Origin of the sequence: Azospirillum sp. B510, from assembly GCF_000010725.1 — a bacterium.
GTDB lineage: Bacteria > Pseudomonadota > Alphaproteobacteria > Azospirillales > Azospirillaceae > Azospirillum > Azospirillum lipoferum_B.
In genome coordinates this window covers 1,604,265-1,616,716 of the sequence record NC_013854.1, presented here as the reverse complement: position 1 = coordinate 1,616,716, position 12,452 = coordinate 1,604,265, and the positions used below count along the sequence as shown (strand labels likewise).

Here is a 12,452-nt window from a genome sequence, read left to right as displayed (position 1 = left end):
AGACCGCCGCGGCGGCGATACCGCTCCGTCACGTCATGGTTGTTATCGCCTTGCCCTGTTGGCTCGGGCATTCACCGGCGCTGATCACTTCGGCAGCTTGCAGCCACTCTCCTCGACGCTGGCGAAGGCGTCCTTTCCGGGGATGGTGCGCAGAATCTGGTAATAGTCCCAGGCGCCCTTCGATTCCGACGGCTTCTTCACCCGGGCCAGATACATGTCGTGGACCATGCGGCCATTCGGCAGGATCGTGCCGTTCTTGGCGAACATGTCGTTGACCGGCATCTCCTTCATCTTGGCGGCGACGGTCGGCCCATCGTCGGTCCCGGCGGCCTCGACCGCCTTCAGATAATGGCGCACGGCGGAATAGCTGCCGGCCTGGACCATGGTCGGCATCTTGCCGAAACGATCGAAGAACTTCTTCGACCAGGCACGCGACTCGTCGTCGCGATCCCAATAGAAACCGGTGGTCAGCATCAGATCCTGGGCGACCGGCAATCCCAACGCATGCACGTCGGACAGGAAGATCAGCAGACCGGCCAGCTTCTGCTGCCCGCTCTGGGTCAGGCCGAACTCCGATGCCTGTTTGATCGAGGTGATGGTGTCGCCGCCGGCATTGGCGAGGCCGACGATCTTGGCGCCGGAGGACTGCGCCTGCAACAGGAAGGAGGAGAAGTCCGCCGTGTTCAGCGGCGCCTTGACCGAACCCAGAACCTTTCCGCCGGCTTTCTTCACTTCCGCCGAGGTGTCGGCTTCCAGCTGATGGCCGAAGGCATAGTCGGCGGTGATGAAATACCAGCTGTCGCCTCCCTCCTTGACCATGGCCTGTCCGGTGCCGACCGCCAGCGCATGGGTGTCATAGGCCCAGTGGAAGCCGGTGGGGGAACAGGCGTCGCCGGTCAGACGGGAGGTGGCTGGACCTTCCATCAGGAAGATCGTCTTCTTCTCCTTCGTCACCTCCTGCACCGCCAGCGCCACGCCGGAGTTCGGCACGTCGACGATCACGTCGACGCCCTCCTGGTCGATCCATTGGCGGGCGAGGTTGGAGCCGATGTCGGGCTTGTTCTGATGGTCGGCGGTGATGATCTCGATCGGCTTGCCCAGAATCTTGTTGCCGAATTCCTCCGCCGCCATGCGGGCGGCGACGGCCGATCCCTCGCCGCCGAGATCGGCATAGAGGCCGGAGCGGTCATTCAGCACACCGATCTTGACCATGTCACCGGACAGCTTGCCCTGCTGGGCCATGGCCGGACCGGTGGACAGGACACCGACCGTCAGGGCGGCAAGGGCGGCACCGGTCAGAAGACGTGAGATCATGCGTAAATTCCTCCCCCTCAGCGTTGCGTTGCGCATGTTGCGGGTAGCCGGTGGAAACAGCGGTTCCGGCGGTTCCCGGACAGTCGCGCGGCCCGCCTAATTTGTTTCATTAGAAACATTCAGACCGCCCACGCCGTCCCTTCCCAACCACTATGCAGGGGCATCATGTTGTACAGAAAGCGGAATTTCCGCTTATCGAACAATTTTCACGAAGAGACGGGCGCGGCGCTCGCTTTTTCCATTCCGCAGGGTATGGACGCCCCCGCCAACCGCCGGGCAGCGGCAACTTGGCATGACGCTCCCGCGACATGACGGATGGACTCGGAGCCCCACCCCCCAGGACTCGAATCGGTGCGCGAATCAAACCGCCCGCAACGCCCAAGGGCGCCGATACGCATGCGGATGATTTGAAAACGGAATGTGGAACGCCGGCTCGTTCGGTTTGTCTTCCCTATCCCGTCACCGCTGGACGGCATCGCCAAGCACAAAGGCGACAACAGGAAGACTCACACCGATCCGATGCCACCCGCGGGAGCCGGAACCGCGGGGGCCGTCGTGGAACAACGCCGGATCAGGCCGCGGACGTCATCGGAAAGCCGCTATAGTCGAGCGATGCCGACCAGAAGCGTTCCAGCTTGCGCAGAGTCTCGTTGGCTTTGGTCAGTTCCTCGTCGCTGAAGCCGGCCTTTTCCAGGGCCGCCAGATGACGCTCGAACATGACGCTGATTTTCTCGCGCAGGTCCAATCCCTTTTCCGACAAACGGACACGGACGGAGCGGCGGTCATGCGGGGAGCGCTCCTGGCCGAGATAACCGTTCTCGACCATCTTCTTGACATTGTAGGAGACGTTGGAGCCCAGATAATAGCCGCGCGCGGTCAATTCGCCGACCGTCATCTCGTCTTCGCCTATATTGTACAGAATCAGGCTCTGGACGTTGTTGATGTCCTGGATCCCGAGCCGGTCCAACTCGGTCTTGAGCACTTCAAGAAAGTGGCGGTGAAGCCGCTCGATCAACAGGATGCTCTCATAATAAGGTTTGCGCACCGCGGTCTCCTTTGGCTCTAACCGGCCGTTCCCCGCGCAAGGACGATACCGGGACCTTAAGGCGAGATTAACCGATCATTCGTCGGCAATCATCCTAATAATTCCAGAAAAAGTCTGACACAACCCGTCTGTATAGACCCGTTTCCATGGAACGCCTTCCCCGGGACCCGTCGTCCGACGCTCTGGAAGCCCCGCTACGGCCCCCCAATCGACACGGGATCATTTTGGACCTGAGGGGAACGGCGCAGGATCATGCTGCGGCCGTTCCCCCGGTTCCTCCGCTCAGTCGCGGAACAGAAGGTCGCCCCCCGCCGGTTCGGTGAAGTGACGCGCGACGTCCGACGGGCCGACATCGGCAAGATTCGCCGGTTTCCATTTCGGGGATTTGTCCTTGTCCACCAGAACGGCGCGGATGCCCTCGTAGAAATCAACCCCGGCAAGACAAGCGAGGCTGAGGCGCAGCTCCTGCACCATGCAGCCGTCGAAATCCAGCCCGGCACCGCGCCGAAGCGCCGCCAGCGTCACCTTCAGGCTGGTCGGCGACACCCGGCGCAGCGTGGCGAGTTGGCCGTTCGCCCAGTCGCCGCCCTCGGCTTCCAACGCCTTGACGATCGCCTCGACGCTGTCGAAGGCATAACAGCGGTCGATCACCGCCCGCAACGCACGCACCATCGCCTCGCCGGCATCGCCGCGGCGGGTGGCGATCGCCTCGTCCGCCGGCCGCCCGGCGGCGAGATCGCCGATCAGCCCATCGATCTCCCCGCTCGGCACGAAGGCGTCGGCGGCGCCGATGGCCAACAGGTCGGCGGCCTTGAGCCGATCACCGGTCAGCCCCAGCCAGACGCCAACCTGCCCCGGCAGGCGCGGCAGGAAATAAGTGCCGCCGACATCGGGATAAAGGCCGATGCCGGTTTCCGGCATGGCGAACAGCGTGCGTTCGGTGACGATGCGGTGGCTGCCATGGACCGACAGGCCGACGCCGCCGCCCATGGAAATACCGTCGATCACCGCGACATAGGGCTTGGACAACCGCTTGATCAGCCGGTTCAACACATATTCCTCGCTGAAGAAGGCGCGAATCGGGCTGGTGTCGCCACGCCCCTCCTTCGCCGCCTTTCCGGCTTCATAGAGGCTGACCACATCGCCGCCGGCGCAGAAGGCCTTTTCGCCGGCACCGCGAATCACGACGGCCTTGACCTCCGGATCGGCATCCCAGGCCCGCAGCTGCGGATCGAACAGCCTGATCATGCCGAGCGTCAAGGCGTTCAGCGCCTTCGGCCGGTTCAGCGTGACGAGGCCGATGGCACCCCGACGTTCGAACAGAATCTCAGCATCGTCGCTCATCGTCTTGTATTTTCTCTATTATCGTTGCGAATCGGGCGGTGGCGGACCGCTGGTTCCCTGCCGGATGCGCCGGGCATGGCAACGGCCGATCGCGATGATACGGGAGCCCGCGACACTGTCAAACCAGCCATACGGATCCGGATGTTCATCGGGGGCCGCAGGACCGTTTTCGGAACATCGCCCCCCTTGGACCGTTGCGCTCACGCTCTCATCTGAAGACGGCCTCTCGAACGCAGCATGGAAGGTCAGATGCCGATGCCGCTCCCCATCCCGCGCGGTACCCCATGAAAATCGGAATCATCCTAAACCGGCAGGCGGGATCGCTGGTGGACCGACCGATCGAAGCGGCTGAGGAGGTGATCCGCACGGCGTTCGAACGACATGGCGCCACGGTGGACCTGCACAGCGTCGACGGCGCCGACTGCTCGGGAACCATCCAGCGGGTGCTGGATTCCGATGCCGAGATCGTGGTCGTCGGCGGCGGCGACGGCACGCTGCACAGCGCGGTCAAGCTGGCGCTTCCCGCCGGCAAGCCGCTCGGCGTTCTACCTCTAGGCACTCTCAACCTATTGGCCCGTGATCTTCATGTTCCACTTGAACTCCAGGATGCGGCTGAAGCCCTGGCCGCCGGCCGGGTCCGGGCCATCGACATCGCCGAGGTGAATGGCGAGCCCTACACCAACAGTTCCGTGCTGGGCTTCTATCCCCAGGTGGTGCAGGAGCGGGAACGCCAGCGCAAGCAGCACCGGCTGCTGAAATGGCCCGGCGCCGCCATCGCCCTGGCGAAGACGCTGTACCGGTTGCCGATGCTCGATGTCCGGCTGGACTGGGGCGAAGGGCCCCGGCGCATGCGCACGCCGATCCTGGTGGTCTCCAACAATGTCTATGACGACGGATTCGGGCTCGTGCTGACCCGTCAGGCGCTCGACGCCGGAAAACTCGGGGTCTATGTGGCGCGCGAGCGGAACGCCTTCGCCATGCTGCGGTTGATGGGAAGGCTGATCCCCGGGTCCTGGAAGCAGGACGAGGGGCTGGAAACCTATACGGTGACCAGCCTGACGGTCCACAGCCGCCGCCACCATCTGAAGATGGTCAATGACGGCGAGATCCGGAAGCTGCAAGCCCCGCTTCGCTACCGGAGTCTTCCGGGGGCGCTGAAGGTTCTGGCGCCATGCTGAGAGAAAGGATGAGGATGGCGTGAAACGGCTCGCTCACATCTCCGACCTGCATTTCGGGCGGATCGACCCGCGCGTCGTCGACGGTCTGCTGTCCGACCTGACGGCGCAGGCCCCCGACCTGATCGTCATTTCCGGCGATTTCGTGCAGCGGGCCAAGCCGCGCCATTTCGAGGAGGCCCGTGCCTTCCTGCGGAAATTACCCTTTCCTTACATGGCTGTACCAGGAAATCATGATATTCCGGTTTATAATGTGTTCCGGCGGTTCACCGATCCGTTCGGCCATTACCGCACCTACATCACCAATGACCTGAGCCCGCTGCACATCGATGACGAGCTCGCGGTGCTGGGCATCAACACCGCCCGGCCCGTCATCATGGATTTCTCCGAAGGGCGGATGAACCGGCGCCAGATCACCCGGGTGCGCGAGGTGTTTTGCGGCATGCCGGAGACGGTGTTCAAGGTGCTGTTCACCCACCATCCCTTCCTGCCGCCGCCCGACCTGCCCAGGACCCAACTGGTCGGCCGCCACAAGCTGGTGCTGCCGGCATTGGAAAGCTGCGGCGTCGATCTGCTGCTGGCCGGCCACCTGCACAAGGCCTATTCCGGTGACATCATGAGCTTCCATACCCAGGTCGCCCGCTCCATCCTCGTCGCCCAGGCCTCCACCGCCACCTCCACCCGGCTGCGGAACGAGGCCAACGCCTACAACCTGATCACCGTCGCCCACCCGACCGTGACCTTCGAGGTGCGGTCGTGGGAAGGCGCAGCCTTCGCCGGCGGGCTGGTGTCCAGCTACCGCAAGGCCGGCAACCGCTGGACATTGCAGGCGCAGGACACCGGATTCCGCCCGGTCGGCGATGGTCAGGCATCCGGCGACCCGGCCACCGCGGCTTGAGTTCCCCGAGGGTGAAGGCGTAGGATCGCCGCACTTGTTCAAAGTGCATGGTCTTGTCCGATGCCGATCACCCTGCCTGCCACCACCTTCCCGCGCACCCGTCTGCGCCGCAACCGCGTCGACGCCTGGACCCGCCGTCTGGTCGCCGAGAACACGCTGACCGTCGATGACCTGATCTGGCCGGTCTTCGTGATCGAGGGTGAGAAGCGGCGGGAGCCCGTCGCCTCGATGCCGGGGGTCGAACGTCTCACCATCGACCTGCTGTGCGAGGCGGTGACCGAGGCCGGTTCGCTGGGCATCCCCTGCATCGCGCTGTTCCCGGTGGTCGGGTCCGACGCCAAGTCGGAAGACGCGGTGGAAGCCTACAATCCGGAAAACCTGATGAACCGCGCCATCCGCGCGGTGAAGGCGGCCGCGCCCGATGTCGGCATCCTGGGCGACGTCGCCTTGGATCCTTACACCGTTCACGGCCATGACGGCCTGCTGCGCGACGGCTACATCCAGAATGACGAGACCGTCGAGGTGCTGGTCCGTCAGGCCCTGTCGCAGGCGGAGGCCGGTTGCGACATCGTCGCCCCGTCCGACATGATGGACGGCCGCATCGGCGCGGTACGCGACGCGCTGGACGCCGAAGGCCATCAACTGACCCGCGTCTGTTCCTACGCCGCGAAATACGCCTCGGCCTTCTACGGCCCGTTCCGCGACGCGGTGAATTCCGGCGGCTTCCTGAAGGGCGACAAGACCACCTACCAGATGAACCCCGCCAACAGCGACGAGGCCCTGCGCGAGGTCGCCTGCGATTTGCAGGAGGGGGCGGACATGGTGATGGTGAAGCCCGGCCTGCCCTATCTCGACATCATCCGCCGCGTGAAGGACCAGTTCGGGGTACCGACCTTCGCCTATCACGTGTCGGGCGAATACGCGATGCTGCGCGCCGCCTCGGGCAATGGCTGGCTGAACTATGACAAGGCGCTGCTGGAAACGCTGGTGGGCTTCAAGCGGGCCGGCTGCGACGCCATCCTGACCTATGGCGCGGTGGACGCGGCAAGGCTGCTGAAGCAGGGCTGAAGCGTTCGGCAGATTCGTTCAGGAGATTTGCATGGCGATCCGCTGGACTCCGCACTTCCTCGAAGCGCAAGGCTCCTTGGATGGGTGGAGGACACCGCTTCTGGAAAGCACCGGAGCGGCGATGGAGCGGATCGCCGACCATCTTCCCGACTTGTCGGTCGACCTGCTGTTCGAGTTTCTGCCGGACTGGGCCATCCCGGAACTCGGTATCGGCGGACGGACACCGAGAATCGGCTTGGCGAGCGTGGCGCTGGACCCCGACAATCGCGATTTTTCCTCGAATATCGATATCCCGCTAAAGAAGATGTGGGCGCATGAGCTTCACCATTGCGCGCGCTTCGCCACGCACGGCTACAGCCGTCATTTCGAAGACGCCCTGATAAGCGAGGGGTTGGCGGACCACTTCGCCCGCGAAATTTTCGGCGGTGAGGGGGAGTTGTGGAACCACGCGCTGACGAACGACCAAACCCCGGCCCTGTTCCAACGGGCCAAGGCGCTGCTCGGCAGCACCCGCTATGATTACAATGGCTGGTTCTTCGGCGATAGGGAAGCCGACTTGCCGCGATGGACCGGCTACACCCTCGGCTACCGGATGATCAGCCATTATCTGGAGCGCAGGGGCGACATGACCGCCGGCGGCGCGCATGCCGTTCCGTCGGCCGACATCCTGTCCGTCGTTTCCGACCTGTTCGAAGCCCCCTGACGGGTTGAGCGATTCCGGGCCGTGATTGAGCGGATCGGAGCCGCCGCATACGCCACGTTTTGCCATCATCGACCCATTCGCAATGGTCCACCGTGATGGAGAACCGACCATGACGTTCCGCCCGGCCCTGATGGCCGCCCTGCTGTTGGCCGCCTCGCCCGCGGAGGCGTTCGAGTTGCACAGTCCCGACTTCACCGAAAAATCACCGATCCCGACGCGCAATGTCTTCTCCGGCTTCGGCTGCACCGGCGGCAACCAGTCACCGGCCCTGAGCTGGTCGGCGCCACCGGCCGGAACGCGCAGCTTCGCCATCACCATCTACGACCCCGATGCGCCGACTGGTAGCGGCTGGTGGCATTGGGTGGTGTTCAACCTGCCGGCTGACACCCGCGGCCTGCCCGCCGGGGCCGGCGATGGGGCGAAGCCCAAATTGCCCGCTGGAGCCGTACAGAGCCGTACCGACTACGGCACCCCGGGCTATGGTGGCCCCTGCCCACCGCAGGGCGACGAGCCACACCGCTACGTCGTGACCGTCCACGCGTTGAAGGTCGACAGCCTATCCCTGCCGCCCGAGCCGTCGGCTGCCATGGTCGGCTTCAACCTGAACGCCGCCAGCCTGGGCAAGGCCAGCTTGACGGCGCGCTACGGCCGCTGATCACCCCGGCTTACCAGCTCCAAGCGGGTTTTTTCCGGCCGGGTCGGTAGCCCGACCCGGAGCATCCTGTCTAGGATATTGCCGAAGCCAAAGGATGACCACCATGGGTCCGGATCTGCTCGCCCGCCTGTCCCGCTTCGCCGCCCGCGACCTGCGCCCCGGCAACGGCGACCGTCCGCATCGGCCGGAGCTGTGGGCCTTCGTCGCCCATGACTGCGAGCGGATGGCGGAAATGCGGATCGAACGCACGGCATTGATCGCTGTCCTGGAAGGCATCAAGGAACTGACCGACCAATCGGGCACCACCCGCCACTTCCCGGCCGGCAGCGCCATGCTGCTGCCGCCGGGCTGGTGTGGCGCGGTGGTGAACAGCCCGAATGCCGGCGGCCGGTATCGCGCGCTGATGCTGGAATTCCCGGCGGAGATGGTACGACGGCTTCTCCGCGCCCATGGGACCGGGGGACTTACCCAGCGTCCCCGGCCGGGCAACTGGCATGTCACCCTGACAGCGGCGCTGACCGATGCCATCCACCATGCCGCAGCCGGCCTGACCGCCGATCCGCCGCTGCCGGCCAAGCTGGCGGAACATCGCTGCATGGAGGTTCTGCTCGCCCTGCTGGAGGACGGCGTCTGGTGGTTGGGTCCGGTGGCGCCAACCGGGATCGCCGATGCCGTGCGCCAACTGTTGCGCACCCAACCTGATATCCCGTGGACGGCGGAGCGAGTGGCCAGCGCGCTCAACCTCAGCGCCGGCACGCTGCGCCGCCGCCTGGCCGAGGAGGGCCGCTCCGTCCGCAGCATCCTGACGGAGGAGCGGGTGGCCCATGCCCGCGACCTGCTGGAAGGTGAAGGGCTGAGCGTGCAGGAGGCTGCGGAAGCCTGTGGCTATGCCAACCGCTCCCACTTCGCCCGCCGCTTCCGGGCGGTGTTGGGGGTCAATCCGTCAGATCTGCGGGGACGCTGACCGACATTGGACCATAGGCGCGAAGCAATGCCGCCACCGAATCGGCAATCACCCGCTCCGGGTCGGCGGTGACCGGCAGGCCGAGCATGGTCGGCCAGAACAGCACTTCCTTCATGCCGCCCAGCAGTTGGGTGGCCACCACATGCGGGTCCGGGGCATTCAGCCGGCCACGCGCATGCTGGGCAGCGATATAGTCGTCCAGCAACGCGTAGGCCTGGCTCTTTCCGCCCTCCAGATAGTCCTGCGACAGCTCTGGAAAGCGCTGATGCTCGGCGATCACCAGGCGCAGCAGGCCGCGCACCTCCGGCCGACCGGTATGAATCAGCAGGGAACGCAGGAAAGCCGGAAGAGCCTGCTCCGGCGGTTGATCGTGGCGCAACAGGCTCCGGCCGTCCTCGCTGCGGAAGCCCTCATACAGACCGGACACCACGGCCTGGAACAGCTCGCGCTTGCCAGGGAAATGGTTGTAGACGGTGCGCTTGGACACATTGGCGTCGGCGGCGATGGCGTCCATCGACGATGCCTCGTAGCCGTGGGTCAAGAAGGCGCGGGTCGCCGCCTCCACCACCGCATCCCGCTTGACCGAACCGCGCACGGTCCCCCCCGCCCTCGACGTTGACATTCCCTCTCCCTCATGTACACTGTACAGTGTAGTGTATTTTCTGCCGCAGGCTTCCAGGGTAATCCGCCCGGCCGCGGCACGGGAGGGGTAAAGCGATGAAGCAGCGCACCATCGGCGGCATTCTCTCGGTTTCCGAAATCGGCCTCGGTTGCATGGGCATGTCGGAGTTCTACGGACCGACCGACGATTCCCAGTCTCTCGCCACGCTGGAGCGGGCGTTCGAACTGGGCGTCACCCATTACGACACCGCCGACATGTATGGCAGCGGTCACAATGAATCGCTGCTCGCCCGCTTCCTCGGCGGCAAGCGCGACCGGGTGACGGTCGCCACCAAGTTCGGCATCGTCCGCAAGCCCGGCGAGTATGCCCGGCGGGTCGACAGCAGCCCGGCCTATGTCCGGCAGGCGTGCGACGCCTCCCTGGCACGGTTGGGGGTGGAGAGCATCGACCTCTATTATGCCCACCGCATCAACCCCGACATCCCGATCGAGGAAACGGTCGGCGCCATGGCCGATCTGGTCAAGGCGGGGAAGGTGCGGGCGCTCGGCCTGTCGGAGGTGTCGGCCACCACCCTGCGCCGTGCCCACGCCGTCCACCCCATCGCCGCGGTGCAGAGCGAATATTCGCTGTGGACCCGCGATGTCGAGGCGGAGATCCTGCCGGCCTGCCGGGAGTTGGGAATCGCGCTGGTCGCCTACGCCCCGCTGGGCCGTGGTTTTCTGACCGGTGCCGTCACCAGCCCCGACCAGTTCGCCGAGAACGACTTCCGCCGCATCGCCCCGCGCTTCGCCGGGGATAATTTCGACCGCAATCTCGCCCTGGTCGACCAGGTGAAGGCGCTGGCCGGACGGAAGGGCTGCACGCCGGGACAGGTGGCGCTGGCGTGGCTGCTGGCCCAGGGACCGGAAATCCTGCCGATCCCTGGAACCAAGCGGATCAAGTATCTGGAGGAGAATGTCGGTGCTGCCGCGGTGTCGCTGACCGGGGCGGAAGTGAAAGCGCTAAGTGACGCATTGCCGCCGGGAGCGGCGGCCGGCGACCGCTATACGGCGGAGGGCATGCGGGGGGTGAATGTGTAGGCGGCCGATGGACTGAAGATGGTGGGGAGTGTTCGCCAGCCGGCGTCTCCCCACCGGCCCATCACTTCGGCGTTCCCGACCAGACCTGGAACTGGGTGGTTTCCATCAGCATGTCGCTGTGGCCGAAGGCCGCCTTGAACAGCTTGCCCACGCCGGCGGTGCGCTGCGTCACCGCCACCAGCGTGCCGCGCAGCTTCAGATACTGCTTGGTCCCGGCGACCAGCGCGTCGAGCATGCCGAAATCCTCGTCCTTGCCGCGATGAAGCGGCGGGTTGGACAGGATCAGGCCGAAGCGCTCGCGGCTGCCGAGCCCGGCCAGCCCGTCACTCAACACCAGTTCGGCATCCGGCACATTCTGGCGGGCGGCATGCAGGGCCACCGCGTCGATGTCCAGCAGGGTCAGCGGCGCATCGGGCTGGCGTTCACGCACCGCCCGCGCGATCACCCCGGCGCCGCAACCGAAATCCAGCACGCGGGTGCCGGCCGCCACCTCCGGCAGGACGTTCAGCAGGCACTCGGTGCCGGCATCCAGATGGCCGTGGGCGAACAGGCCGGGATAGGAGACCAGTTCCAGCGTCCGGTCGGACAGAGTCAGGCTGACACTCCGCCGCCACTCCTCCAGCCCGCCCTTGGCCGGCGCGTCGGTCCGACGGGTCAGCAGCAGCCGGGCACGCCGCTTGATGATCAGTGTCTCCGGCTCTTCGACCAGCCCGTCGAGATGCTTGGGCGCGCTGGTGACGCCTTCGTCATTGCCGCCGGTTATCCACAGCGGCGCGCCGGGGGCGAGGCGGGAAGCCAGCGCATGCAGCGCCATCTCGAATCCGGCCCAGCCGCGCGGCAGGCGCAGCACGGCGCCGTCGAACGGTCCCTCGGCCGGCCAGGGCGTGGCGGCCTGCCCGGCCGTGGCGAGCCGGTTCCACGCCACCACCTCGGCCCCGCCGTCGCGCAGGGCCTCGGCGATGGCGCCGTCATTGTCGAAAGCGACCAGAATCCGGCCCTGCGGCCGGATTTCGGACAGGGCTTCGGCGGCCACGGCGGCGACGGTCTGGTCGCGGTCCGTGGCCCGGTTGTCGAGACGTGCCACCGGGTCAGCCCTTGTCCCGCATCAGCCGCGCCTTGTCGCGCTGCCAGCTGCGCTCCTTCTCGCTCTCGCGCTTGTCATGCTTCTTCTTGCCGGTGGCGAGGCCGATCTCGACCTTGGCGTAGCCGCGATCGTTGAAATAGACCGACATCGGCACCAGCGTGACGCCCTTCTGCTTGATGCCGGCCGCGAGCTTGTCGAGCTCGCGGCGGCGGACCAGCAGCTTGCGCGGACGCTTCGGCTCATGCTGATCGACGCGTCCGGCCTGGAGATATTCGGGGATATACGCGTTGAACAGGAACAGCTCCCCGCCCTTCAGGCCGGCATAGGCCTCGTTCACGCTGGCGCGGCCGCCGCGCAGCGACTTCACCTCCGAGCCGGTCAACATGATCCCGGCTTCGAGGACATCATCGATGAAGAAGTCGAACCGCGCGCGGCGGTTCTGCGCCGCGTATTTTTTTGCTTCCTCGCGCGTCGCCAAGTCTCTCTCCTTGCGGTCCCGCC

At 65.6% G+C, this 12,452-nt stretch carries 13 protein-coding genes; 7 read left to right on the top strand and 6 right to left on the bottom strand.

The window, feature by feature from the left end; genetic code table 11:
- Positions 1 to 84: 84 nt before the first annotated feature.
- From AZL_RS07490 to AZL_RS07480, 3 genes are all read right to left on the bottom strand, one after another.
- Positions 85 to 1,314 (bottom strand): ABC transporter substrate-binding protein, encoded by a 1,230-nt coding sequence (locus tag AZL_RS07490; protein ID WP_012974025.1) that lies wholly within the window; start codon positions 1,312 to 1,314, stop codon positions 85 to 87.
- A gap of 571 nt (positions 1,315 to 1,885) precedes the next feature.
- Positions 1,886 to 2,359 (bottom strand): MarR family winged helix-turn-helix transcriptional regulator, encoded by a 474-nt coding sequence (locus AZL_RS07485; RefSeq protein WP_012974024.1) that lies wholly within the window; start codon positions 2,357 to 2,359, stop codon positions 1,886 to 1,888.
- Between the two features lie 282 nt (positions 2,360 to 2,641).
- Positions 2,642 to 3,703: an enoyl-CoA hydratase/isomerase family protein gene (locus AZL_RS07480; RefSeq protein WP_012974023.1), complete on the bottom strand. Its 1,062-nt coding sequence runs from the start codon at positions 3,701 to 3,703 to the stop codon at positions 2,642 to 2,644.
- A gap of 326 nt (positions 3,704 to 4,029) precedes the next feature.
- Here AZL_RS07480 and AZL_RS07475 point away from each other — a divergent pair, with 326 nt between their 5' ends.
- The 6 genes from AZL_RS07475 (at position 4,030) to AZL_RS07450 (ending at position 9,166) form a co-directional block, all read left to right on the top strand.
- Complete coding sequence (locus tag AZL_RS07475; RefSeq protein WP_247894315.1) at positions 4,030 to 4,881, top strand: diacylglycerol/lipid kinase family protein; 852 nt, start codon at positions 4,030 to 4,032, stop codon at positions 4,879 to 4,881.
- 19 nt (positions 4,882 to 4,900) lie between these two features.
- Positions 4,901 to 5,776, top strand: a complete 876-nt coding sequence (locus tag AZL_RS07470) for a metallophosphoesterase family protein (RefSeq protein WP_012974021.1) — start codon at positions 4,901 to 4,903, stop codon at positions 5,774 to 5,776.
- A 60-nt stretch (positions 5,777 to 5,836) separates the two neighbouring features.
- Positions 5,837 to 6,844, top strand: coding sequence for a porphobilinogen synthase (gene hemB / locus AZL_RS07465; RefSeq protein ID WP_012974020.1), 1,008 nt, complete (start codon positions 5,837 to 5,839; stop codon positions 6,842 to 6,844).
- Between the two features lie 31 nt (positions 6,845 to 6,875).
- On the top strand, positions 6,876 to 7,547 hold the full coding sequence (locus AZL_RS07460) for a DUF2268 domain-containing putative Zn-dependent protease (RefSeq protein WP_012974019.1): 672 nt from the start codon (positions 6,876 to 6,878) through the stop codon (positions 7,545 to 7,547).
- A 109-nt stretch (positions 7,548 to 7,656) separates the two neighbouring features.
- Complete coding sequence (locus AZL_RS07455) at positions 7,657 to 8,202, top strand: YbhB/YbcL family Raf kinase inhibitor-like protein (protein ID WP_042442773.1); 546 nt, start codon at positions 7,657 to 7,659, stop codon at positions 8,200 to 8,202.
- A 94-nt stretch (positions 8,203 to 8,296) separates the two neighbouring features.
- Complete coding sequence (locus tag AZL_RS07450) at positions 8,297 to 9,166, top strand: helix-turn-helix transcriptional regulator (RefSeq protein ID WP_012974017.1); 870 nt, start codon at positions 8,297 to 8,299, stop codon at positions 9,164 to 9,166.
- Here AZL_RS07450 and AZL_RS07445 read toward each other — a convergent pair.
- A complete protein-coding gene (locus tag AZL_RS07445) occupies positions 9,138 to 9,788 on the bottom strand; it encodes a TetR/AcrR family transcriptional regulator (protein ID WP_012974016.1) in 651 nt (216 codons plus the stop codon). The genes AZL_RS07450 and AZL_RS07445 overlap by 29 nt on opposite strands.
- Before the next feature lie 95 nt (positions 9,789 to 9,883).
- Between AZL_RS07445 and AZL_RS07440 the strand changes: the two genes are divergently transcribed.
- Positions 9,884 to 10,867: an aldo/keto reductase gene (locus AZL_RS07440; protein WP_012974015.1), complete on the top strand. Its 984-nt coding sequence runs from the start codon at positions 9,884 to 9,886 to the stop codon at positions 10,865 to 10,867.
- A gap of 61 nt (positions 10,868 to 10,928) precedes the next feature.
- On the opposite strand, the gene AZL_RS07435 is transcribed toward AZL_RS07440, so the two are convergent.
- Complete coding sequence (locus AZL_RS07435) at positions 10,929 to 11,951, bottom strand: methyltransferase (RefSeq protein ID WP_012974014.1); 1,023 nt, start codon at positions 11,949 to 11,951, stop codon at positions 10,929 to 10,931.
- A gap of 4 nt (positions 11,952 to 11,955) precedes the next feature.
- Positions 11,956 to 12,429 carry an SsrA-binding protein SmpB gene (smpB, locus tag AZL_RS07430; RefSeq protein ID WP_012974013.1) on the bottom strand — a complete coding sequence of 158 codons (474 nt, stop codon included), beginning with the start codon at positions 12,427 to 12,429 and terminating at the stop codon, positions 11,956 to 11,958.
- Positions 12,430 to 12,452 lie beyond the last annotated feature (23 nt).

Coding starts and splice junctions, on each gene's coding strand:
- AZL_RS07490 (WP_012974025.1), bottom strand. CDS start 1,314: ATGATCTCACGTCTTCTGACCGGTGCCGCCCTTGCCGCCCTGACGGTC.
- AZL_RS07480 (WP_012974023.1), bottom strand. CDS start 3,703: ATGAGCGACGATGCTGAGATTCTGTTCGAACGTCGGGGTGCCATCGGC.
- hemB (WP_012974020.1), top strand. CDS start 5,837: ATGCCGATCACCCTGCCTGCCACCACCTTCCCGCGCACCCGTCTGCGC.
- AZL_RS07460 (WP_012974019.1), top strand. CDS start 6,876: ATGGCGATCCGCTGGACTCCGCACTTCCTCGAAGCGCAAGGCTCCTTG.
- AZL_RS07455 (WP_042442773.1), top strand. CDS start 7,657: ATGACGTTCCGCCCGGCCCTGATGGCCGCCCTGCTGTTGGCCGCCTCG.
- AZL_RS07450 (WP_012974017.1), top strand. CDS start 8,297: ATGACCACCATGGGTCCGGATCTGCTCGCCCGCCTGTCCCGCTTCGCC.
- AZL_RS07445 (WP_012974016.1), bottom strand. CDS start 9,788: ATGTCAACGTCGAGGGCGGGGGGGACCGTGCGCGGTTCGGTCAAGCGG.
- AZL_RS07440 (WP_012974015.1), top strand. CDS start 9,884: ATGAAGCAGCGCACCATCGGCGGCATTCTCTCGGTTTCCGAAATCGGC.